Consider the following 21659-nt stretch of genomic DNA (forward strand, 5'->3'; position numbering starts at 1 on the left):
ATCGCAATTATTTATTCCGCAAATTCTAAACCTACAACTTATGAAAAAAATGACACTTCTTACAGTAGTGTTTGTATTTACTTTCTCAATCAACGCCCAAACAGCAATCCAAGAGTTTGATTTTAATGGTACCCTTAGCAATACAAAAAATGAAATTTCATTTTCGGGTAAAGCTACGTTTGTAAATGATAGAGCTGGTGTTCCTAATAGTGCAATACGTCTTTCAAATAGTTATATCGAAGCAATGGTGCTTAATTTACCGCCAGCCAATTCCTCAAGAACAGTTTCCATTTGGGTAAAATATAATGACGTAACAAAAGCAAATTATATTTGGGGCTATGGTTCCTTATATAACGCACGTTATTTTGGTTTATTACAACAAATCGCAACGGATTCTAAATCGGATTTAAATCTCGCTGGATGTGGAGATGAAAACGATGTTATTGTGTCCACCGCAGTTTCTTCAAATATTTGGTACAATTACATAGTAACTTATGATGGGTTTACTTCAAAGATTTATAGAAATGGGGAACTGATTAAGTCCTCCATAAGTCCTAGAAAATTGACTTCAGGTATTGTTTTTTCAATTGGTAAAAAGGGTCCATCTGTAAGTATTAATGCTGATATTGATGATTTAAAAATATATGATGTTGCCTTGTCAGACGAACAAATTGTTACGTTATACAAAGGCAATTCTTCTTTGATAACAAAAAATGTTGCAACAACTAGTATAACCTCCGTAGTAGGAGAAACAAAAACAGTATTGGCTGTCCCGGTAACAGAAAGTAAAATCAGGTCTTCTGAAATTTATTCAATAAAAGGTATAAAAGTATTTGCTGGCAATACTAATGTAATTGACATCAGTTCAATTCTAGATGGAACTTATTTGTTGGAAATCGCTAATAAAACACAAAGTTTAGCTGATAAAAAAATAAGCTCAAATTTGCACAAAATGGAAGAGGCAAAGACTGTATTAACTGTTCCTTTAACAGAAGGAGGAATCAAGTCTTTTGAAATATACTCGCCTAAAGGAGCAAAGGTATTTGCAGCTAATGCAAGTGTAATTGATATTAGTTCGATTCCAGAAGGAACTTATTCGTTGAAAATTAGGAATACAGGACAAAGCCCAAATGATAAAATAATATCGTCTAATTGATTTGATTCGGATCAAAATAATTTAGAGTAGACATAATTAAAAAAGGTTGATGTAGTTATTGCATCAACCTTTTTTTGAAACTTGTCGAATGTAATCTGCCTTTTCTTTGATTAATTAGGTGATTACTTTATGGTAAAAAAAAAAACTCTAGAGAGATTCTAGAGTTTTATAAGTTTTTTATTAGATGAATTTATTATTCTTCCATAGTATGATAAACGTTCATAACGTCATCGTCTTCTTCCATTTTTTCAATTAATTTCTCAACATCGGCCATTTCGGCTTCTGTTAATTTTTTAGTAATCTGTGGAATTCTTTCAAAACCAGAGGACAATATTTCTAATTTTCTGCTTTCTAATTCTTTTTGGATAGTTCCAAAACTTCCAAAAGGAGCGTAAATTAAAATTCCGTCTTCGTCTTCGAAAACTTCTTCAGCTCCAAAATCAATTAGTTCAAGTTCTAATTCTTCTGGATCAATACCTTCTTTTGGGATTCTAAAATTACAAGTATGGTCAAACATGAATTCTACAGAACCTTGAGTTCCCATAGTTCCATTGCATTTGTTGAAATAACTTCTAACGTTTGCAACAGTCCTATTGTTGTTATCCGTAGCAGTTTCAATTAAAAGTGCAATTCCGTGAGGAGCATAACCTTCAAATAATACTTCTTTATAGTTGGCAGTGTCTTTATCGGTAGCTTTTTTGATAGCGCGTTCGACATTTTCTTTAGGCATGTTGGCTGCCTTGGCATTTTGAATTACGGCTCTTAGTCTTGAATTGGCTTCAGGATTTGGACCACCTTCTTTTACCGCCATTACAATATCTTTACCAATTCTGGTAAAGGCTTTGGCCATTGCAGACCAACGTTTCATTTTTCTACCTTTTCGGAACTCAAATGCTCTTCCCATTTCTTATTGTTATTTTGAATTGCAAAAATACAGCTATTCCTTATTTATCCAAAAGCCTATGGAAAATCTTTTGCAAAATAGTGTGTAATTAATTCGGTTTATTTTGTTTTAATGTTTTGTAATCAGCTATAATGGCTATCGCTTCGTTAAGATAGTGATTGGATTTTAAATTATCAAGTTGCATTTTGTTGTACTCGATAAGTGAAGGATAAATTTCAAGTAATGATTTGTTGTATTCTGAATTGGATACATTTAAATTCAAATCATCTGCTTTGAAATTATTGATTTCTTCGGATAAATTGTTAATGTTATTTTGGTTTTCAAAAACTGCTTCCAATGTCATTGGAATTTCAAATTTGGATTTCTTTATTACGGCATCAATCTTCGAATTTAGAGCAATAATGGAATTGAAATAAGGGTCTTGAGCTACTCTAATTCTACTTTTTTGGGCAAGAGATTCAATTAGCTCATTACTTACATAGGGTGTAAAGCGAATTCTTGAATTTAAGCTTTCATTTTTTAAAGCTGTTGGAAATCCGCTTTCTTTTTGAAAAACATCTTGATAGATTGTTGGAATTTGCACATCTGGTATAACTCCAACGGCTTGATGACTTTTTCCGGTGATTCTGTAAAATTTACTGATGGTCAGTTTTACAAAATGTTGATCGTCATTTTTTTCCAAAGGAACAATAGTTTGCATGGTAGCTTTTCCTAGGGAAGTGCTTCCTATCAAAAGTGCTCGGTTGTAATCTTGCATGATTGAGGCAAAAAACTCGCTTGCTGAGGCTGAATTTCCATTAATGATAATAACAATTGAACCTTTGTAAATAACACCTCTATACGGGTCATTTATCACAGATAGTTCTTTTTTATTGTCAACGACTATAGATATTGGTCCGTAGTCAATAAATAAGCCGGCTAATTTTACAGCTTCTTCCATAGATCCACCTCCATTGTCCGTCAAATCAAGAACCAATCCTTTGATATTGTCTTTCATTAATTTAATGGTTTCTTTGGCAACATCTTGGGCACAGCCTTTACTGTTTCCTCCTTCAAAATTTGAGTAGAAACTAGGTATTTTTATGTAACCTATTTTGGAGTCTTTATCAATTATGAAGCTATATACTGTATTTTCTTCGTCTTTTAGAACTTGTTTTTCAATATTTACCTTGAAACTCTTTCCAGAATTTCGTTTGATGGTTAATGTTATATTGGTATTCAATTCTGATGACATTAGAGTAGCTATGGATTCCAGAGAGGAACAGGAAACTTCAAGTGTTTCTTTTTGATTGGAAACTGCAATAATTTGATCTCCTTTTTTGATTTTTCCAGTTCTAAATGCTGGTCCATTAGGGTCTATTTCGTCTACAATAATTTCATTTTTATCATTTAGACTGACGTCCAATCCTAATGAAAGTCTTTCTTTGGATAAAGTAGATACAAAACTTGATTTAGTGTCGTTACTGAAATAATTGGTATGAGGGTCAAAATAGTTGCAAAAAATATTAAAAAGATTGTCTTCGAATGATTTGCCATCGGAAAGTAAAGCATTGATTTTGCAAAGTTCATTTTCGATAATACTCTTTTTGGATGTATGACTCATCGAATTAAAATTGAGTTTCAACGAATCTAAGTTTTTGCTTTTTTCAGAGATATCATTGAATACTTCAAACCTGATTTTTTTATTTAAGGCTTTTTCAACGTCGTTCTCTTTCAAATAAAAATTAAAGTCTCTTTGTTTGAATCGAATCGTATCTTTTATATTGAAATCAATAGTTTCTCGGTTGAGTTTTTCTAAAATGGATTTATTTCTCAGCAGTGATTTTTTATACTCATTTTTTATATCCGTTATAAAAAAGCAATCTTTCTTCAAGATGAGATTATCCAGATTGAGTTTGTATTTCTTGGACAGTGTATCAACCTGTGATTTTAAAAAAATGTTTCTGGAGGGATCTAATTCATCAAATAGTTCATCAAAAAGATAAGCCGATAAACTGTCGTTTACCGGCTTTGGACTAAAGTGCTCTTTTTGGAGTAATTTATTTATTTTGAATAAAATGTCACAACTTGTATCACTATTTTGCGCAAATAGAGAGAATGTAGAAAACAGAAACACAAATGTGATTTTTTTCATAGAAATATTTATTTTTTATAGAAAGGGAGTTTTACCACTTTGGCAGGAACATCATTTTTTCTGATTCGGATATAAATATCACTATCAACTGTACTATTGGCTGTTGTAACATAACCCAAACCAATTCCTTTGTTCATAGAAGGAGACATAGTTCCAGATGTTACAATTCCAATTACAGCTCCAGAACCATCAACTATTTCATAGTCATGTCTTGGTACTGCACGCTCTTGCATTTCGAAAGCTACTAATTTTTTGGTTACACCTTCTTCTTTTTGTTTTTTTAAATTATCAGAATTAGTGAATTCTTTGTTGAATTTGGTAATCCATCCTAAACCAGCTTCTAGAGGTGATGTTGTATCGTTGATATCGTTACCATATAAACAGAATCCCATTTCCAATCGCAAAGTATCTCTTGCTGCCAAACCAATAGGTTTAATATCATAAGCAGCTCCAGCCTCAAAAACTTTGTTCCAAATTGTTTCTACTTGGTCGTTCATGCAATAGATTTCAAATCCACCAGAACCTGTATAACCAGTTGCCGATATGATAACATTAGGGAAACCTGCAAAATCAGCTACTTCAAAATGGTAATAAGCAATGGCTGATAAATCTATAGACGATAAAGATTGCATCGCTTCAACCGCTTTTGGTCCTTGAATTGCCAATAAAGAATAATCATCTGATAGATTTTTCATTTCTACTCCCAAATCATTGTGAGCTGAAATCCAATCCCAATCTTTGTCAATGTTAGATGCATTTACAACCAATAAATATTGTTCTTCTTTCATTTTATAGATAATCAAATCATCTACAATTCCACCTTCATTATTAGGTAAACAAGAATATTGGGCTCTTCCAATAGTCAAAGTCGCAGCATCATTTGAAGTTACTTTTTGGATCAAAGCCAAAGCATTTGGACCCGAGAGTATAAACTCTCCCATGTGCGACACATCAAAAACACCTACTGCATTTCGAACCGTTTCGTGTTCAGCATTTACCCCTTCATAAAGAATAGGCATATTGTATCCAGCAAACGGTAGCATTTTCGCTCCCAAACCCTCATGTATGTGCGTTAAAGCAGTATTTTTCATTGTTTTTTTTATATAATTATTAAAGTGCTAATTTATAGTTTTTATTTTGCGTGGCAAAGCCTATAAACGTTGAAATACTTTACATTCTATAAAGCGTGATTAATAAACGATAATCTGCAATTACGATATTGATTTTGGCGTAACTTTACAGTTGAAAATTGCAGTCGTCTCTCCATAATTTTCAACTATGGAGTTGGGTTTTAGGATTTATCCACGCCCAAAAGCGTGGGATATAGCTTCAATCTCTTACGCAAAAAGGCCAAACAAACTTAAATGATATAAAATAAGTTTGTTTGGCTTTCTTGAATGTGTTTTTTTTATTCTACCGCATTATAGAAAGTCACTTCGGGTTTGCCTATCACACCGGCATCTGTCATAATTTTTTGTAAAGCGGGGTCTTTTAGCCTCGCTTTAGCTTTCTCTAAATCACTTATGGCAAAAGTTACATAAACCATGTTGGGATCATCAATGCTTCTGGAGATGGCTCTGTCTACTAATCCATTCGCCATTCTGGTTTCTTTGCCTTCGGCATCATATACTTTTAACCAAGCATCAAAATCTTTTACTTTATGTCCAACCCGCACTCTTCCTTTTAATGTAGCGGGAGATTCTTCAAACCTTATTACATCGGCATATATGAATTCAGGAGCACTGGTTACACCTCCTTTTTTCATTCGTTCTTTTAATTCAGGATTGGCGGCAAAATCTTTGGCTTTTTGCAAATCTTCCAGATTCAAAAAGACATAAACTTTATTAGGGTTATCCATATCTCTTCCCAAGGCTCTTAATGTTAATCCACTTGCGGTTCTGACACTTTCGTGTTCGTCAAATGCTTTTTTCCAAGTATCAAAATCTTTTACGGTATGGGTTATAACCATAACTTTAAAAGGTTCAAAAACAGGTTCTTCTTTTACTGCTACTTTTTCTGGGGAGCTTTCGGCTGGAATTACTTCTTTATCACTTTCTTTTTTGCAGGAAGTGAAACTTAAGGCTAGCATTGCCACAAACATTGTCAAAATTGTTTTCATCTTTTTTTATTTAATTGGTTGAACTTTAATTACTTTTTTGTAAAATCAAAAATATTTTTAAATAGGACAGAAAGTTGTTTTAGATTAAAACTGAAAATAGATAAAGGAACGTCCGCTTTCTTGGGACCATATCTGTAATAACATTATTGTGGACCCTGCAATTCCAATAAATTAAGATTGTTGTTTGGTTATATTCTTAAAATCATCATGTAAATTGATAATCGTGTTTATGATTTATCAAAGTGCATATTATATAAGAGGAAGGGGAGTCCTTAAAAAATCAATCTTTTTGATTCATCTCGTTTGGGTAGAAATGGTTATTTTAATAAATGTTTTAACAAAAATAATGAAAATAAATTACACAAAAGTATAAATACATGATTTTTAGCTAATTAGAGTTTTGTTTATGAAGTAAGATGCAGGGAAATAACAAAAAAAATGATCTTGTATCGGTGTTAATTATTGCATCGGGATTTAAAAGCTGGGTAAGTAACGAGTTTTTTATCCTAACAGATTTGGAAGACTGTTAGGAATTTCTAGCTAATTATTAGTAAGGAAAGATTGTTTGTTTTAATAAAAAAATATAGATTATTTTAGTTTCTATTTATTTTAAAATGAATAAAATGGATATTGCTTTTTAGAGTAATAGTTTAATATTAAAACATTCAAATACGATTAGTAATTTGAAGAGAAAAATTATTTGTTTTAGTATTTTTTATTTTAACTTTTACTTTCAATAATCTCTTTTATAATATTAATATGGTGATTAGTATGGATTTTAATAAAACGAATTGTTGGCTTCAAATTCAATTGTCCCATAAAAGGATGTTCAAAATAATTGTTAGCAGAAAGAGTGCTTAATTTTTCGAGGTTCATTTTTACTTTTTCAAGATGACTTTTTAATGAATCGGTTGTAAAATTCTCTTCAGGTCTAACCATTCGGGGCGCTTTGACTTTTCCTCTTGGAATTTTATTTAGTGTAAATACTAGAAAACGATTAAGGTTGAAAGTTCTTTTGTAATTCTCGGGATTCGATTTATGAATAGATTCGAGGACTAAGTTCATAGTAAGTAAAGTATGTTCAATATGCCAACCTACAGAAGATTTAGAAACCAATGGATTGAGTAATTCTTGATTAGGTATTTTGTTTTCTAACTCAGTCATTAGTTTTTTTAGTTCTTCCATAATTTTTTGAAATTTAATATGTTTTAGAAAATAATGTCAGAATGCATAATCTGATACGCATTTTGGTTGTGAAAAGTAAATGTAATGGATTTTATCAAATCTACTTAGTTGCATTAAAAAATAAAGAGAATAGAGTTTGATTCATCTTAGCAAACTAACTTTCATTTTTCTGCTCAATAAGTAATTCAAGGTTTTTTTGTTTGGTGGGGTTTCTATATTGAATGCAATACGGAGTGTGGTATTGGTGACTTTGGAGGAACTTAATTTGTATATCATTCCATTCGCTTATGCTGAGATTTGGGTTTGTATGTTTTATTTCAAAATATAGATTGGTTCCTATTCGTTCAAAATTATCAGTACCGAGATATTCCAAGTCGGCATCAGCGAGTATGGATTCTAATTTTGTTTTAGGCTCTTGAGGAATAGAGGTCGCCTGAATCATACCTGCAATGGCCTTAATTTCATTTTTAGTGTATCCAAACTGAGGCAATCTATCTTGAGCCATTAGAATGCTTGCTTCTTCATGTCCATCAGCAACAGAGTTTATAAATCCAGCATCATGAAATAGGGCTGCCGTTTTTATTAATACAACGTCTTCTTCAAGCATGTTTTCTTTGCGCGCAATATATTCGGCCATTCTTATAACATGTTCAGTATGTTTCCAATCATGATAGGTTAAGAATGGCGCTAAGTTCGCTTTTAATATATTAATGACTGTATGACACAATAAATCCCAGTTTTTCATATCCTAATGCTTGGCCTTGTTTCTTAAAATACCCCCTCTTGCTTCTTTGATGTATTGAATGTACATAAAGGCATGCGGATCCAATTGGCTAACTTCTTCCTTTATCCTCAGTAATTCTAATCGGGTTACAACAGTTATTATAATGTCACAATCTGTTTTTTCATGAAAAGCATGCGGCAAATAACCTCTTTCTCCCTTAATAACTGTAATTCCTTTACCAAATTGTTGTACGATTAATGATTTTATCGCCTCACTTTGGGATGAAATAATATGTAAAGATGTGTATTGTTCTATTCCATGGGCTATATAATCAAGGCATTTTATAGCCGAAAAATAAGTAACTATAGAGTATAAAGCGGTACTTATGCCAAATGACCATGCAGCACAAAGAAATAGTGTTGAGTTGATTCCAAAAATAACTTCCGACACGTTAAGACCAATTTTTCGGGTAGTAAATAAGGCGAGTATTTCTATTCCGTCTGCCGCTGCGCCACTTCGAATGACAAATCCCATTCCCATACCAATCAAGCAACCTCCAAATAATGCAATCAATAAACGGTCGGATGTTACGGGCTGAATGTCAATAAATGTCATACTGGCTGCTATCATTAAAAAGGTGATTAAACTTTGTATGGCAAAAGTTTTACCTAGTACAGTTTTACCAATAAATAAAAAAGGGATATTCAATACGAGCACTAAAACACCAAATGGTACATGTGAGATTTCGTGAATGAGTATTGAAGCTCCTATAACTCCTCCGTCCAAAAATTTATTGGGAATCATAAAACCTTTTAAAGCTAATGTAATTAATGCTACTCCAACCAAATTAAGAATGATATTTTTCAGTTCGAATATTTCTCTCCAGTCTATAGGTTCTTGGTTGAATTTCATATTATCTTTGGTTTTAAGAGTGAAGTTGGTATGAAAAATATTTGTACTTAACTAAAATACAATTAGTTATTGTTGTAAATTTAAGAAAAATACTTCTTTTGAATTATTATTTTTTATTTATTTTTTACAAATGCATTTTTTAGCTCTTTTGGTTTTATATTTTCTTGTTATTTGTTAATTTTTAATTTAAAAAGCATTAAATTTGATTATACTTTGATTAAAAATAGTAAAAATCTAATTTTTGCTTCCCTTAAATCGACTTTTTAACCTATAAATTTTATTGGAATTAATTAATCTTTTAAATCTAAAATTTATGAGTAAAAATGTTCAGATAGTTTTGACTGTTGATGCCAGCAGTCTCTATCAAATGTCAAATCCATCCCAAGAAGAAATTGATACTGTGAGTACTTTATCTGATGATAATGATGGCATTTCTGAAAATGGAAAAGTGCAAGGCTTTTTATCAAATGTTTATCTTGGACATAACGTAGAATGGATAGGCTCAACCACAGATGATGGTTATTCTGTGGCAATAGACCGAATCGTTTATGATTTTGATTTGAATGACCCTAATGATAAGTGCTTTTTGGAAGATGACATTACTATCATGGGAACAGGAGGCTGTAATAGCAAAGTTGTAGCGACTATCAAAGACCAAATTGAAATGGCTAAAACACAAAATATTTATAAAATAGAATTTAGTATTCATTACAATAATGTGGCTAAAACCTATTTAATAGACCCTAAACTAATAGCGAATACATAATATTAATAAGGATTCTATTTTGTCGTTTTATGTAAAACCACATTTGGTTTTTATGTTAAGACTAATTTTAAAATTTCTTTTTTAAAAGCTTTTACTCCCAAAATCTGCCATTTTTTAATTTGTTATAATTTTTATGGTTAATAAATATTTATAAACCTGAAATAATAAATTACAATGGACAGAAAACTAAAATTTTACTTGACAGAAAAAGGATTTTTAAAAATACGTTTGTCTAAGGGAGGAAAAGTAAAAATCACCTTAGAAGTTAAAGCCAAAAAACTGTACGAATATTTGAATACAATTATACAGCCAATAGAACCTGCTCAAGATGAAGTTGACCGCCTTTGTAAATTAACGGATGACAATTTTGGAAAAACAAATGATAGTAAAGTGATCGATTTTGTGTCTCATGTTTATCTTCATAAAAATGTAAAATGGGTGGGTAAATCTAATGATAAAGAGTATTCAATTGCTATTGATAGTATTGTATATCATTCAAAAGATAAAGACCAAAATGATGTTGATTTTTTTCATGACACAACTATTATGGGAAGCGGAGGACCAAATAGTTTTGTCGAAGCGAGGGTCAAAGAGGATTTAAGATTGATCAACAAAGAAGATGTATATTCAATGCATTGTAGTATTTATAAGAATGGTTCACATAAAAAAAGTTTTCATATTGATCCAAAATTGATAGGGAATATATGATGGTAAAAAGGTTATTTAGCTATTTCAATAAAATCACAATTTATTTAATGCTATTGTTTTTTCAGCAAATTGTTGTTTTTGCTCAAGATCAAAAAGTAGCGGATAGTCTTGTGAAAATTTATAAAACAAAGAAACTTAATAATTCTGAAAAAATGGAATTGCTAAGAAATTTGTCTTTTAATGAAAGTAACAACCTTGAATTATCATTAAAATTTGCTGAGGAGCTCATTGCTTTATCCAAGGCTGAAAAGAACTATTTATATTTATATAGAGGATATAGTCAAAAGGGTAATAAAAACAGATTATCGGGAAATTTTAATATAGCCTTAGATTCCTATTTTAAAAGTATTGATGCGGCAGTAAAAGCTGACTATGCTCCGGGAGAAGGAAACTCTTATATGTGTATTGCCGATGTGTATTCCAACATGGGCAATAAAGAGAATGCTGAATTGTACTATGACAAGGCTATTCAAATTTTAAGAAAAACGACTAATAGGCTTTCATTGGCGATTGCTTTACTAAATGCCGGAGATGAATATTCGAAGAATTTAAAATTCAATTTGGCCTTAAATTATTTTAATGAGGCCGGTACAATATTCAAGAAGGAAAATTATCTCATTGGTATTGCCTATACTTTAGGGAATAAAGGGATGGTCTTTGCTAAACAAGGAAATGATGAATTGGCAATCAAAAACATAAGTGAAGCTATTTCAATTTTAGAAAAGCAGGAAGACTACTATGGCATATCAGATTACCTTCTCTATATGTCAGATATTTATTTTAAGCGAAAAGAATGGAAATCTGCTCTTGATTACGCAAAAAGAAGTTTGGATATTGCACAAAAACAAGGATTGAAGGATCAAGTCCAAAAGTCAAGTTTAATACTTTCTGAATTGTATCAACAAGCAGGAAACATACCTGAATCATTTACCTATTATAAAAAATACATTACTTATCGAGACAGTGTCAGAAATCTTGAAGAAGTCGAGAAAATGGGGAATTTGAGAACCAATTTTGAGGTTTCAAAGAAGCAGGCAGAAGTCGATTTGATGATTCAACAAAAGCGGACCCAAAAAATAATTGCCATTTCTTCTATCGTTTCATTAGTTCTTGTTTTCTTGCTGGCGATTGGTTTATTTAGAAGATATCGTTTTATCAAGAAAACGAACATTATCATTGAAGAAGAAAGAAAAAGATCAGACACTTTATTATTGAATATTCTTCCGGAAGAAACGGCTCTTGAACTAAAAGAAAGTGGTAAAGTAGTAGCCAAAAGATTTGAATCCGTTACTGTTTTATTTACCGATTTTGAAGGATTTACACAATATGCCGAAAACTTGTCACCGGAAAAACTGGTGGAAAGTGTCGATTATTATTTTTCAAAATTTGATGCGATTATCGAAAAGTATGATTTAGAAAAAATAAAAACATTGGGAGATTCCTATATGTGTGCCGGAGGATTGCCTTTCCCTACAGAAGATCATGCTTATAAAATGATTTTGGTTGCCCAGGAAATTTTAGAATTTGTGCAACATTCCAATCTGGAAAACCCACTCAATCATACTCGTTTTAACATCCGTATCGGTATTAATACTGGGCCTGTAGTTGCCGGAGTAGTGGGAACCAAGAAATTTGCCTATGACATTTGGGGCGATACTGTAAATATTGCTTCTAGAATGGAATCGAATTCAGCTCGGGGGAAAATTAATATTTCTGAAAATACATTTGCAATTATAAAAGACTCTTTTGATTGTGAGTACAGGGGAGAGGTAGAAGTCAAAAACAGGGGGATGATGAAAATGTATTTTGTAAATGGTGCAAATCATATTGATGAAAAACCTAAATTTTAGGAGACAAAAAAAAGACGTTTTCATCTCCTAAATGCATTACAATCTATTCTATTGGTATTTTTGAAGCATTGACGGAAAGCCACATATCAAAATTTTGAAGTTCAGGGTTTAATTCTTTTGCAAAATTTTCATTTCTAGCGCCATTAAAGTCATCGTTAAAATCTCTTTTAAACTGAAACATATTTCCCAGATCATCGGCGCCCGGAAATCCAAAATTGCGGTATGCTTCTGGAGTAACGGGATTAAAAAGTACTTTTTTGTCTAACACTTTTGAAAGTTTTTCGGCCATTTCATTTCCATTTAGTTTTTCTCCTGCAATACCAACGGTTTTTCCGATCAACTCTTTTCCTTTTTTGAAAATTCCATATGCACATTTACCAATATCTTCTGCTGCTATGGCTGGCAATTTTTTGTCATCCATCGGGAATGCGATATAATAATTGCCGTCTTCTCCTTTTTGGGGTCCCATGCCAAAGTGAATGAAATTGTCCCAGTAGAATGAGGTTCTCAAAAAAGTGGTGGGCAGTTCGGCTTCTCTAAAATAGTGATCCGCTTCTCCTTTTCCGTCAAAATGAGGTACTTTGTATTTGCCATGTAGTGTTGGCATTCTGTCATCATCCAATTTCATCCAGTTTCTGGTGTCTTCCAATGTTGACCAAATGATGTGCTGCAAATGAGATTCCCTTGCAGCTTCAATAAAATTGTTCACTTCCTGCAGTTCTTTGTCCACGGAGAAATGTTCCCAGAAAAAAGTAACAAAATATGCTCCATAGGCTCCATCAATTGCCTTTTTAATGCTTTGGATATCATCGATGTTGGCCTCAACTACTTCGGCACCTAATTTAGCGAATGCTTTGGATTTTTCTGAATTAGCATCTCTGGTTACAACTCTTACAGCAAACTCACTGTTTTTGTCTGCCAAAATTGCTCTGGCAAGTCCGCCGCCTTGTGCTCCTGTGGCACCAAACACGGAAATTATTTTTTTATTTTCCATTTTGATTATCTTTTATATTATGAATATAAAATTAATAAAAAATGAATTAATTATCTGATTTTTAGCAATTTGTATTTTGTTTGTGATTTTATTTTATCGATTGCATTAATTACTACGTTTTATTATGTGGTAAGAAGTTGTATTGTAATTGATGTTTTTTCAATTTTCTACCCACCAATCATAACATTAAATGCTCCTAGTACAATTGATCCCCCGTGAGCAGTTTGATCTCCCATTCTTGCTGCAGGAACTCCACCGATCATTACAGTTGATGAACCTCCTATAATTGAATCTGGCGGGCCAACGCAAACTAGCATATCACCAACTCTGGCAGCGGGTAATCCTCCAATTATAACGGTTGGTTCACCTGGACCAATTATTGGCCCACCAACATGAGGAATAGGAGGTAATCCTGATATTACCATTGGGCATTCATGAAAATCTGTAAGTCTTGCTGCTGCTGGCATAGTTATTAGTTTATCATTACCATCGCGCCTTTCAGCGTTAATTCCGCTCCTCCAGATACTTGGGCTGTTGCTCCGCCATTAGCGGTATATTGCATAGTTGCGGTTTCTTTTATATTCATTCCTTTTGTTTCAACATCACCGCCATTGGATTCTATTGAGATACCCATAGTGCCTTTGATGGTGACTTTTTCTTGGGACGAAATGTTTATATTGTTGGGACTCGACATATCAATACCATTACTGGACATTACGATGCTGTTTTGATTTTCATCTTTAATTGTGATTTGCTTGTCTTTATCGCTAATGATGATAGTATTTTTATTAGGCGTGGCAACCGTCCAAATTTTATTTTCATCATCAAATTCAACTGAAATTCCAGATTTGGAAACAATGGCTTTTATTGAATTTTTTTCATTGGGCTCCAATCCTGCAAAAGGTTTTATTTTTGAATTGCTGTACAAACTCCCTAATATTACGGGGAAGCGCGGGTCTTCGTTTAAAAAACCAAGTATCACTTCATCTCCAACCTCGGGTAAAAAAAAGGCACCTGCTCCATTTGTGGAATAAAAATTGGAAAGTCTGGCCCAAATACCAGCTCCATTGGTATTGAATAATGGAACATCTACTAGAATTCGATATTGAGAATCAGGGTCGCCAAATATTTGTTTAACTGTTCCGTTCAAAAGGCCTCTTGCCCCTGGTAATAGACCAGAAGCTGGTGGAGCCATTACATCGGGTTCTTCTGTAAACCATATCGGCGAAAGTCCAAGATTTACCTCGGATATCCAATTACCTTGTGACAGATTATGAACAACACCCGAAATTAGATAATCTCCATTAAAACGATCTCCAAGACCATTAAAAGTCATGTATTTTCCAGGATCAATCAGATTTGTTCCTTGAAATTTGGCTTCGCCTATTATTTTAGAATATTCGCTTTTTACTATTTGTGCCTTGGACCAATTGTTTAAATCAGTTGTTTCCAGTGCAGCCGAAGTTTGCAATTGAAATGTAGAAAGACCAATAACCTCTGACAGTTTTTTTGTCGAAAGGTTTCCGGATCCGGCAATATTAGGGATTGCCTGACTCTTTACTATTTGTTGATTTTTATAATCCCAAGAAGAAGATGTTACATTACCCAGTTGCGTATTGGAATTCAATTTTGCATTAAACTCCATCAGGTTATCTCCATAAGTGACTTTCAAAACAGATGAAGTATTGCTGTCAGGACTATTAACCGTAATCGTGCCATTCAAAGTTGTGACGATTAGTCCATTTGCTTCTGCAAGCGCCAGGATATAATCCCAATCCGTTACATAATATTGTACCTGTTCCGGCCATGTTGTATTTGTTGCCGTCACATCCGACGTTAATCCCGAATAGCTTCCTATAATGGATGAAATGATTTCACTGTCTTTTTTATTGGCATAAGTAAGGCTTTTTCGACCCACAATCATTTTTACTGCTGCATCCCGACATTCAATTTCCAGTGCAGACCCAACTAAATCATCTATTAAAAGTGATTGACTGGTAATTATTCCTTTAAAAATTATTTCGTTTTTAGAATCATATCCCGCTTCAATACTAATAGTAACACCTGGCAGAAAAGTACTTGATGAACTAGCTTCAAATTGTCCCGTATTAGGCTCTCCATCCAAAATTACTATTTTGGCAATTGGGATTCGATTTATTTTCTTTTCAATATGAATTGAGAACACACTCAATTCGTCAGGGATAGTTTCTCCATTAACTTTGATAGAAAACGTTACAATTCCACCGTAAGATATCTCACTTGTTGTACTCATTTAGTTTAGATTTTATATTATTGGATGGAATATTAATTTGTTGAGATTACCTCTAGGTTTAGAGAAGAAAATGCTAAGAGAAAAATATATGATAATCATTATCCATTTGAAATAATTAATTGTTCATGTGCAATTTCTATCATATCAATGGCGACCTCATTTCCGTCTGATTTTAGATCGGTGCTGGTAATTTTTGTTGGCCAAGCGTTGTTTAATGTCCACTGCATAGTTACATTTCCATTTTCGTCCAATAATTTTATTACAATCGTTCTTCTTTTAATTGTATTCATTACTACTTGCTGATGCCAATTCCAAAAAGTATTGTCATTTACAAAAAGACCCCGCTTCATAGTAATATTTCCGTATTTGATAATTCCTGGCATTTTTTCTACAGAGAAAAGCGGGCTGTCATTTTTACGATATTCTATTATTTGGTTTTCAACATCCATTCCTGTTACTTCCTGGAAAGCCACTTTTGCAAGTTCGGTTCCAAAGTCTACTTCAAATCTAAATTTTGGCATTGGCCATGAAGTATCTTCAATGCTGTTATTGTTTGTATCCATAAAAGTATTTTAAAACTTTAAAAAGATTGATTAAGAGGCAGATTCCATTTTTTGTTGCAAAGTAATAAGTATAAACTCTGCAGGATGTGCAACTGCAACTTTTATACTGATAGTCATATAACCATTTAAAATATCTTCTCCTGTCATCGTTGTTCCCAGACCACAATCAACAGAAAATGCATCTGATGCACTTGCACCCTGCAATCCTCCTTGTTTCCAAACATCAGTTAGGAAATTTGCAATGGTCAATTTTACAGCCTCCCAAGTGTTCTTGTCATTGGGTTGGAAAATATAGGCCTGAGCAGCTAATTTACAGGACTGTTCTATGAAAATCATTGTTCTTCTTACAGGAATATATTTCCAATCCTGACTGTTTCCATCAAGTGTTCTTGCTCCCCAAATTAGTATGCCAAGCTCATTGAACACTCGTATTGCATTTATTGATTTTCCAGAAACTACATCAACATTTAAGTTGGCTTGTTGGCTTTCTGATATTTTTATGGGTAATGAAATTGCACCAAAAATTGATTTATTTGCGGGAGCTTGCCACGGACCTTCTTGATTATCGGTCATTGAAATTACACCAGCTATTGCACCACTTGCTGGAAGTATACTTGCAATTCGTTCCACTTCTTTTATAATGTACGAATATTCTAAACTGGCATTCAAGAGCGCATTATTGTTTTGAGTTGTAGTTAATGTACTTGCTGGATTTTGAATGTTTGCAATAATTGCCGCAATATTAGGGTTTGGATTACTCGCAGGATTAATGACAGAACCTAATTGTTTTACGTCTCCACCAAATAAGTTGGTATAATCAATATCCTGTTTCTGCATTATATCGGTTCCAATAAAAGGATAATAAGCCATACCATAATTTAATCCAACCGAACCTGTATTTATTCTAAAATTTGAAATGTCCTGTGTGTATAATACTGGATCAGGATCATTACCTCCAATAATATCAAAAATCGACATAGCGGTTTGCATTTGAGTGCATTGAAGTAACATACTTTCCATAAGTTCTCCATTCTCTGAAAGACTAAGTAAAGTGGCTTCTGGACAAATGTAAAGTGTAGGTTCAGGTTCGTGTACTAATAATTGCAAGCCTTCAAGTAAATCATTTAATACTACATTTGGATTTACTATTTGGGTGTCAATATCCATCGGTTTCTTAGAAGACGGTCCATAAGTACCGACGGATACAATATATGCTTCACCACCACCATTTTCATAAAAAAGTTTCACACTATTATAAAGGTAATAAATGGTGTAAGGGTCGGGTACTATAGAATAATAGGCTTCGAAAATCAACATAAAATCTCCTTTCTCAGGTTGACTTTTTTGTTGAACTAAATAATATTCCGGACTGTACTGTTTAGTTGGACTTGCAGGAAGGGGATGATCAGGTAGGCAAAATATGTCCTGAAAATCGGCGAAAGAAGTGATTTTTACGGGTACATTTAAATATGATTTTCCTTCGTGTAGGGCCTGAGGAGTGTATCCTATGAATGCTGGTATTGCTGTGGGTACTCCAACCGCAGAATTCTGAAATGCATTTATTTCATTAATGAAAACTCCTGGTGTTGGTCTGTTTGTTAAGTCCATTGGTTTTGTTTTTGGTTAACGCTATTAATTAATAAGAAATTTAGTTGTCTAAAACCTTATTATTAATTGATTAGATTGAGTTTATATTTCAATGCGGGGTGAGTAAAAGTAATAATTTATTTACTATAACAAAATGACTTCTCTAAGTTTTTGCGATTTTTTATTTTTTAAAGTATTGTAATCTAGTAAGTTATTTGGAGGTAAGCTTTTTTTAATCTTTAAAAATGATTTCTGTTAAAATTTATTTTTAAAAAAAAGTCCTAAAACAATGAATTGTTAAAGGACTACTATAAGGAATTTTTTTTTTTGAAGATATGTGAAACGGCTATTTTTTAGAAAATAAATTTTGCACAACCCAAGCTGGACCAATCATCAAAAATTGGATATCTTTCAGAAATGATGGTTTTTTGCCTTCGATGTTATGACCATAAAACTGTCCAATCCAAGCCACAACAAAAACACCAATTGAGAATGCCCAAAGAGGGACGAATTGCCCGATGTAATAATTTAGTACCAAACAAAGTAAAGAGAAAACGATAATCTTGATAGCCATAGACACTGACAATCTGATGTAAAAGATAGAAATAAATATTAAAGCTACAAATCCCCAGTTTTCAATAATAGGTTGGTTTAAATGAAAAATAGAATTCAATATTCCACTTGGGATACTCATCAATAAACCCAATACAGAAAAGAATATAGCAGGAACACAAATATAGTGTATAGCCTTGTTTTTTGGATTTTGGTGACTTACCGCATATTCTTCAAACCATTGGTCTAATGTTTTCATAATTCGTATTTTTTCTACTAATTTATAAAATAATAATTAATAGAGATAAATGCACTAAAGTATTTTTTCTAAGACCATAAATTCCAAATGTTGGTCTGTAATAATAGCATCATAATCATTGAGTAGGAAAGGTTCTCTAACGCCAGTATCTACATATCCATAACGGTTGTACCATTCAATCAATTTTTCCCTAATGGTAATAACGGTCATTACAATTTTGGTTAAGCCCAAGGATAATGCATGAACTTCGGCTTCTTGTAATAGTTTTTTTCCAAGGCCTCTATTTTGCAATTCAGGTGAAATGGCTAGCATTCCCAAATAGAGTTTATTTCCTTTATTAGAAAGCAAAACGGATCCAATGATTTGATTATTTTCAGTATATTTTAAAATCGTATTGTCTTTGTTTTTAATTATTTTCTCTAACTCATCTAAAGTGATTCTTTTGCCTTCTAAAAGATTCGCTTCGGTGGCCCATCCTTTTTTGGAAGTTTCACCACGGTAGGCAGAGTTAATTAATTTTTCTAAAGCAGATGCGTCTTCTAGTGTTGCAATTGTAATCATAGCGCTAATATATTCTGGTGTTTTTATTATAAATAATTGAAAATTTAAACAGTATTCAATATCTTATTTCTTTCTTGTTATGGAGACAATCCGTATTTCGGGTTTGAAATATTGATCCTGCTCGGGATGAAGTCGCTGAATCTTTTTTACGATTTCCATGCCCTTTATAACCGAACCAAAAGCGGCAAATCCTTGTCCATCTTTGTTTCTTTTTCCAGCATAATCTAAAGAAGGTTGATCATTTATGCAAATAAAAAAATTAGTGGTAGCCGAATTGGGTTTGTCTCTTGCCATAGAAAGGGTCCCGTTTTTATGACTTATTCCCGTTTGCTTTGTAGTTTCAAGCGGGATAGGTGCAAACACTTTTGTAGAATCAATTTCACCTCCCTGTATAACTTCAATTTTTATCGAATCTTTGGGTTGATTATTTAACGTCACGGCTCGAAAGAAGCTGCAGTTGTCGTATAAATGTGCATCAACATATTTTAAAAAATTGGCAACCGTAATCGGAGCTTTTTCGGGATATAATTCTACCGTGATTTCACCTAACGAAGTGGTAATGTTGCATACTTCCTTTTTTTGTGCCGAAACCGACAAGATCACAAAAAGCATTACAATAATGGTTAGGGAAATTCCTTTCATTTTCTGTAGTATGTTTATATTTTACTTTTTTAAGCTATTTGCAATAGTTTCCAAAGATAAAAAAAGTGTACTATAAAAATGAATTACTCAGTTTATTGTAGCGGTTTTATCCCTGTAGCATCATTTAAAAATGAAAGAGCTACAACAAAATAAACTCTTGCTGTAGCTTTTATATGGTATTATTTAAACTAACTATTTAATTCCTTTCTTTGAAAACTTAATTGGTAGGAAAAAATTAAATTACAATTTTGGTTCCCATAACTTTTAAAAATTCTCTGATGAAACTTGGGTGTGCGGGCCAAGCGGGTGAAGTAACCAGATTTCCGTCTACATAGGCTCCATCTACAGGAATGGATTGAAATATTCCACCGGCCAATGTTACTTCGGGACCTACGGCTGGATAAGCGGTTAGTTTTCGTCCTTTCACTACATCGGCAGCAGTTAAAATCTGAATACCATGACAAATGGCCGCGACTGGTTTATTGGTGGAGAAAAAATGCTTAGTGATTTCAATCACTTTTTCGTTCAATCTTAAATATTCTGGAGCTCTTCCTCCTGCAATAACCAATCCATCATAATCATTCACTTTTATGTCACTAAAGCTATAATTCAATGTGAAGTTGTGTCCCGGTTTTTCGGTATAGGTTTGGTCTCCTTCAAAATCATGGATGGCCGTTTTTATGGTGTCTCCCTTTTTTTTGTCGGGACAAACGGTGTGAACGGTGTAGCCAACCATTTCTAACATTTGAAAGGGAACCATAGTTTCATAATCTTCGGTGAAATCGCCTGTCAAGAACAATACTTTTTTCATTTTACACTATTTTAAAGTTTAATAAAAATTTTTGACGAACAAAAAATAGATTGGGTTATACTGTTTTTTGTATAAGTAGAATCTGATTTTTTTGCTCTTATAAAGTTAAGAAAAAAATGTATTTAGTTATTTGGTTTTTAGTTATTTAAATTAAATAATGTCATGGTATTTCTTTCGACTGATCTTTGATTATAAAAAAGAATCAATTAATCCGGATGCTCGTGTTTTGCGTGAGTGATGGAAGTGGAGCTCTTTTTTTGTCCTGTTTTTTTACGGGACAAAAAAAAGCGGGAACGTACAGCACGACCCGCAGTTTTTACGAAGGGACACGCCCAAATAAAATTTTATTGACCAGAAACAGTTGCGGGCGGAGTAGTTTCTGTAGGAGTTGAAGCAGGAGTCTCGGTTGTTGTAGGTGGGGAAACAATGTAATTTGGAGCTCCTTGTGGACTTGCGGGTTTAGCGGTAGCTACCGGAGAATTTAATGGTGATCCTACTGGAATATCACAACGGTGTCCTGGCTGACCGTGAGGAGGATTCATACCTTTCGCTGTAGTCAAAGATTGCCCCGAAGTTGAAACGACTTGTGGAGTTGTTGAATTAGTGGCAACCGGAGAATTTAAAGGTGCGCCTACAGGAATGTCACAACGGTGACCTGGCTGACCATGGGAAGGATTCATTCCCTTGGCAACTTTTACAGGAGCAGCTACAGTTTGTGTTTGAGTTTGAGTTTGTATCTGATTTGCTGTGTTTTTATTTACACCATTTTGCTGATAAAGTGCACTGGGTTGGGGAGCAGTTGCCGTTTGATTTTGTTGCTGATTGGCAACTTGATAAAATGGAACAATTACTTTAGGGGCTTTGTTTTCAGCTTCATTTTTGCAAGAAATCAATACGAATGCTATAATGAATAGGGGAGTTAACAGATTTTTCATGGTTTGATTTATTGGTTTTGACAAA

21 protein-coding genes are annotated in these 21659 nt (G+C 33.2%); 4 read left to right on the forward strand and 17 right to left on the reverse strand.

All coding sequences use genetic code 11. The features are described 5' to 3' along the window. The first annotated feature begins 40 nt into the window (after nt 1-40). Nucleotides 41-1156: a LamG domain-containing protein gene (locus HQN62_RS10340; protein ID WP_173504309.1), complete on the forward strand. Its 1116-nt coding sequence runs from the start codon at nt 41-43 to the stop codon at nt 1154-1156. A gap of 193 nt (nt 1157-1349) precedes the next feature. Here the strand turns inward: HQN62_RS10340 and HQN62_RS10345 are convergent, their stop codons facing one another. From HQN62_RS10345 to HQN62_RS10375, 7 genes are all read right to left on the reverse strand, one after another. Beyond that, nucleotides 1350-2060: a YebC/PmpR family DNA-binding transcriptional regulator gene (locus HQN62_RS10345; protein WP_111410375.1), complete on the reverse strand. Its 711-nt coding sequence runs from the start codon at nt 2058-2060 to the stop codon at nt 1350-1352. An 88-nt stretch (nt 2061-2148) separates the two neighbouring features. Further along, nucleotides 2149-4194 (reverse strand): S41 family peptidase, encoded by a 2046-nt coding sequence (locus HQN62_RS10350; protein WP_173504310.1) that lies wholly within the window; start codon nt 4192-4194, stop codon nt 2149-2151. Nucleotides 4195-4202: 8 nt separating this feature from the next. After that, nucleotides 4203-5285: a glycine cleavage system aminomethyltransferase GcvT gene (gcvT, locus tag HQN62_RS10355; RefSeq protein WP_173504311.1), complete on the reverse strand. Its 1083-nt coding sequence runs from the start codon at nt 5283-5285 to the stop codon at nt 4203-4205. Between the two features lie 317 nt (nt 5286-5602). Further along, a complete protein-coding gene (locus HQN62_RS10360) occupies nt 5603-6313 on the reverse strand; it encodes a hypothetical protein (protein WP_173504312.1) in 711 nt (236 codons plus the stop codon). Nucleotides 6314-7033: 720 nt separating this feature from the next. Further along, nucleotides 7034-7498 (reverse strand): DinB family protein, encoded by a 465-nt coding sequence (locus HQN62_RS10365; RefSeq protein WP_173504313.1) that lies wholly within the window; start codon nt 7496-7498, stop codon nt 7034-7036. Between the two features lie 154 nt (nt 7499-7652). Beyond that, the gene (locus tag HQN62_RS10370; protein WP_173504314.1) at nt 7653-8135 is read right to left on the reverse strand and encodes an HD domain-containing protein; all 483 of its coding nucleotides are present in this window, start codon (nt 8133-8135) and stop codon (nt 7653-7655) included. A 111-nt stretch (nt 8136-8246) separates the two neighbouring features. Next, the gene (locus HQN62_RS10375; RefSeq protein ID WP_173504315.1) at nt 8247-9134 is read right to left on the reverse strand and encodes a YitT family protein; all 888 of its coding nucleotides are present in this window, start codon (nt 9132-9134) and stop codon (nt 8247-8249) included. Nucleotides 9135-9447: 313 nt separating this feature from the next. On the opposite strand from HQN62_RS10375, the gene HQN62_RS10380 reads away from it, so the two are divergent. The 3 genes from HQN62_RS10380 to HQN62_RS10390 all read left to right on the forward strand — a co-directional run bounded on the left by HQN62_RS10380 (nt 9448) and on the right by HQN62_RS10390 (nt 12458). Next, a complete protein-coding gene (locus HQN62_RS10380; protein WP_173504316.1) occupies nt 9448-9900 on the forward strand; it encodes a hypothetical protein in 453 nt (150 codons plus the stop codon). A 174-nt stretch (nt 9901-10074) separates the two neighbouring features. Continuing rightward, a complete protein-coding gene (locus HQN62_RS10385) occupies nt 10075-10608 on the forward strand; it encodes a hypothetical protein (RefSeq protein ID WP_173504317.1) in 534 nt (177 codons plus the stop codon). Next, nucleotides 10605-12458, forward strand: coding sequence for an adenylate/guanylate cyclase domain-containing protein (locus HQN62_RS10390; RefSeq protein WP_254454428.1), 1854 nt, complete (start codon nt 10605-10607; stop codon nt 12456-12458). Before HQN62_RS10385 ends, HQN62_RS10390 begins: the two co-directional genes overlap by 4 nt. Before the next feature lie 43 nt (nt 12459-12501). Here HQN62_RS10390 and HQN62_RS10395 read toward each other — a convergent pair whose 3' ends face one another. The 10 genes from HQN62_RS10395 to HQN62_RS18940 all read right to left on the reverse strand — a co-directional run bounded on the left by HQN62_RS10395 (nt 12502) and on the right by HQN62_RS18940 (nt 21634). Further along, on the reverse strand, nt 12502-13452 hold the full coding sequence (locus HQN62_RS10395) for an NmrA/HSCARG family protein (protein WP_173504318.1): 951 nt from the start codon (nt 13450-13452) through the stop codon (nt 12502-12504). 167 nt (nt 13453-13619) lie between these two features. Beyond that, entirely contained in the window at nt 13620-13919 is a 300-nt protein-coding gene (locus tag HQN62_RS10400) for a PAAR domain-containing protein (RefSeq protein ID WP_173504319.1), read from the reverse strand. A 5-nt stretch (nt 13920-13924) separates the two neighbouring features. Beyond that, nucleotides 13925-15724 carry a type VI secretion system tip protein VgrG gene (vgrG, locus tag HQN62_RS10405; protein ID WP_173504320.1) on the reverse strand — a complete coding sequence of 600 codons (1800 nt, stop codon included), beginning with the start codon at nt 15722-15724 and terminating at the stop codon, nt 13925-13927. 98 nt (nt 15725-15822) lie between these two features. Next, nucleotides 15823-16287 carry a phage tail protein gene (locus HQN62_RS10410; protein ID WP_116795306.1) on the reverse strand — a complete coding sequence of 155 codons (465 nt, stop codon included), beginning with the start codon at nt 16285-16287 and terminating at the stop codon, nt 15823-15825. A 30-nt stretch (nt 16288-16317) separates the two neighbouring features. Continuing rightward, nucleotides 16318-17895: a phage tail sheath family protein gene (locus HQN62_RS10415; RefSeq protein ID WP_173504321.1), complete on the reverse strand. Its 1578-nt coding sequence runs from the start codon at nt 17893-17895 to the stop codon at nt 16318-16320. 325 nt (nt 17896-18220) lie between these two features. Beyond that, a complete protein-coding gene (locus HQN62_RS10420) occupies nt 18221-18685 on the reverse strand; it encodes an Mpo1 family 2-hydroxy fatty acid dioxygenase (protein WP_173504322.1) in 465 nt (154 codons plus the stop codon). Between the two features lie 54 nt (nt 18686-18739). Then, nucleotides 18740-19246 (reverse strand): GNAT family N-acetyltransferase, encoded by a 507-nt coding sequence (locus HQN62_RS10425; protein ID WP_173504323.1) that lies wholly within the window; start codon nt 19244-19246, stop codon nt 18740-18742. Nucleotides 19247-19309: 63 nt separating this feature from the next. After that, nucleotides 19310-19888 (reverse strand): peptidylprolyl isomerase, encoded by a 579-nt coding sequence (locus HQN62_RS10430; RefSeq protein WP_217362486.1) that lies wholly within the window; start codon nt 19886-19888, stop codon nt 19310-19312. A gap of 235 nt (nt 19889-20123) precedes the next feature. Next, nucleotides 20124-20699 carry a DJ-1/PfpI family protein gene (locus HQN62_RS10435; protein WP_173504324.1) on the reverse strand — a complete coding sequence of 192 codons (576 nt, stop codon included), beginning with the start codon at nt 20697-20699 and terminating at the stop codon, nt 20124-20126. 344 nt (nt 20700-21043) lie between these two features. Continuing rightward, nucleotides 21044-21634 carry a hypothetical protein gene (locus HQN62_RS18940; RefSeq protein WP_243412016.1) on the reverse strand — a complete coding sequence of 197 codons (591 nt, stop codon included), beginning with the start codon at nt 21632-21634 and terminating at the stop codon, nt 21044-21046. Nucleotides 21635-21659 lie beyond the last annotated feature (25 nt).

Origin of the sequence: Flavobacterium sp. M31R6, from assembly GCF_013284035.1 — a bacterium.
Classification (GTDB): domain Bacteria; phylum Bacteroidota; class Bacteroidia; order Flavobacteriales; family Flavobacteriaceae; genus Flavobacterium.

What these genes read in the sequence shown, in the direction of transcription:
- HQN62_RS10340 (WP_173504309.1), top strand. Translation starts at nt 41, where the DNA reads ATGAAAAAAATGACACTTCTTACAGTAGTGTTTGTATTTACTTTCTCA.
- HQN62_RS10345 (WP_111410375.1), bottom strand. Translation starts at nt 2,060, where the DNA reads ATGGGAAGAGCATTTGAGTTCCGAAAAGGTAGAAAAATGAAACGTTGG.
- HQN62_RS10350 (WP_173504310.1), bottom strand. Translation starts at nt 4,194, where the DNA reads ATGAAAAAAATCACATTTGTGTTTCTGTTTTCTACATTCTCTCTATTT.
- gcvT (WP_173504311.1), bottom strand. Translation starts at nt 5,285, where the DNA reads ATGAAAAATACTGCTTTAACGCACATACATGAGGGTTTGGGAGCGAAA.
- HQN62_RS10360 (WP_173504312.1), bottom strand. Translation starts at nt 6,313, where the DNA reads ATGAAAACAATTTTGACAATGTTTGTGGCAATGCTAGCCTTAAGTTTC.
- HQN62_RS10365 (WP_173504313.1), bottom strand. Translation starts at nt 7,498, where the DNA reads ATGGAAGAACTAAAAAAACTAATGACTGAGTTAGAAAACAAAATACCT.
- HQN62_RS10370 (WP_173504314.1), bottom strand. Translation starts at nt 8,135, where the DNA reads ATGGCCGAATATATTGCGCGCAAAGAAAACATGCTTGAAGAAGACGTT.
- HQN62_RS10375 (WP_173504315.1), bottom strand. Translation starts at nt 9,134, where the DNA reads ATGAAATTCAACCAAGAACCTATAGACTGGAGAGAAATATTCGAACTG.
- HQN62_RS10380 (WP_173504316.1), top strand. Translation starts at nt 9,448, where the DNA reads ATGAGTAAAAATGTTCAGATAGTTTTGACTGTTGATGCCAGCAGTCTC.
- HQN62_RS10385 (WP_173504317.1), top strand. Translation starts at nt 10,075, where the DNA reads ATGGACAGAAAACTAAAATTTTACTTGACAGAAAAAGGATTTTTAAAA.
- HQN62_RS10390 (WP_254454428.1), top strand. Translation starts at nt 10,605, where the DNA reads ATGATGGTAAAAAGGTTATTTAGCTATTTCAATAAAATCACAATTTAT.
- HQN62_RS10395 (WP_173504318.1), bottom strand. Translation starts at nt 13,452, where the DNA reads ATGGAAAATAAAAAAATAATTTCCGTGTTTGGTGCCACAGGAGCACAA.
- HQN62_RS10400 (WP_173504319.1), bottom strand. Translation starts at nt 13,919, where the DNA reads ATGCCAGCAGCAGCAAGACTTACAGATTTTCATGAATGCCCAATGGTA.
- vgrG (WP_173504320.1), bottom strand. Translation starts at nt 15,724, where the DNA reads ATGAGTACAACAAGTGAGATATCTTACGGTGGAATTGTAACGTTTTCT.
- HQN62_RS10410 (WP_116795306.1), bottom strand. Translation starts at nt 16,287, where the DNA reads ATGGATACAAACAATAACAGCATTGAAGATACTTCATGGCCAATGCCA.
- HQN62_RS10415 (WP_173504321.1), bottom strand. Translation starts at nt 17,895, where the DNA reads ATGGACTTAACAAACAGACCAACACCAGGAGTTTTCATTAATGAAATA.
- HQN62_RS10420 (WP_173504322.1), bottom strand. Translation starts at nt 18,685, where the DNA reads ATGAAAACATTAGACCAATGGTTTGAAGAATATGCGGTAAGTCACCAA.
- HQN62_RS10425 (WP_173504323.1), bottom strand. Translation starts at nt 19,246, where the DNA reads ATGATTACAATTGCAACACTAGAAGACGCATCTGCTTTAGAAAAATTA.
- HQN62_RS10430 (WP_217362486.1), bottom strand. Translation starts at nt 19,888, where the DNA reads ATGAAAGGAATTTCCCTAACCATTATTGTAATGCTTTTTGTGATCTTG.
- HQN62_RS10435 (WP_173504324.1), bottom strand. Translation starts at nt 20,699, where the DNA reads ATGAAAAAAGTATTGTTCTTGACAGGCGATTTCACCGAAGATTATGAA.
- HQN62_RS18940 (WP_243412016.1), bottom strand. Translation starts at nt 21,634, where the DNA reads ATGAAAAATCTGTTAACTCCCCTATTCATTATAGCATTCGTATTGATT.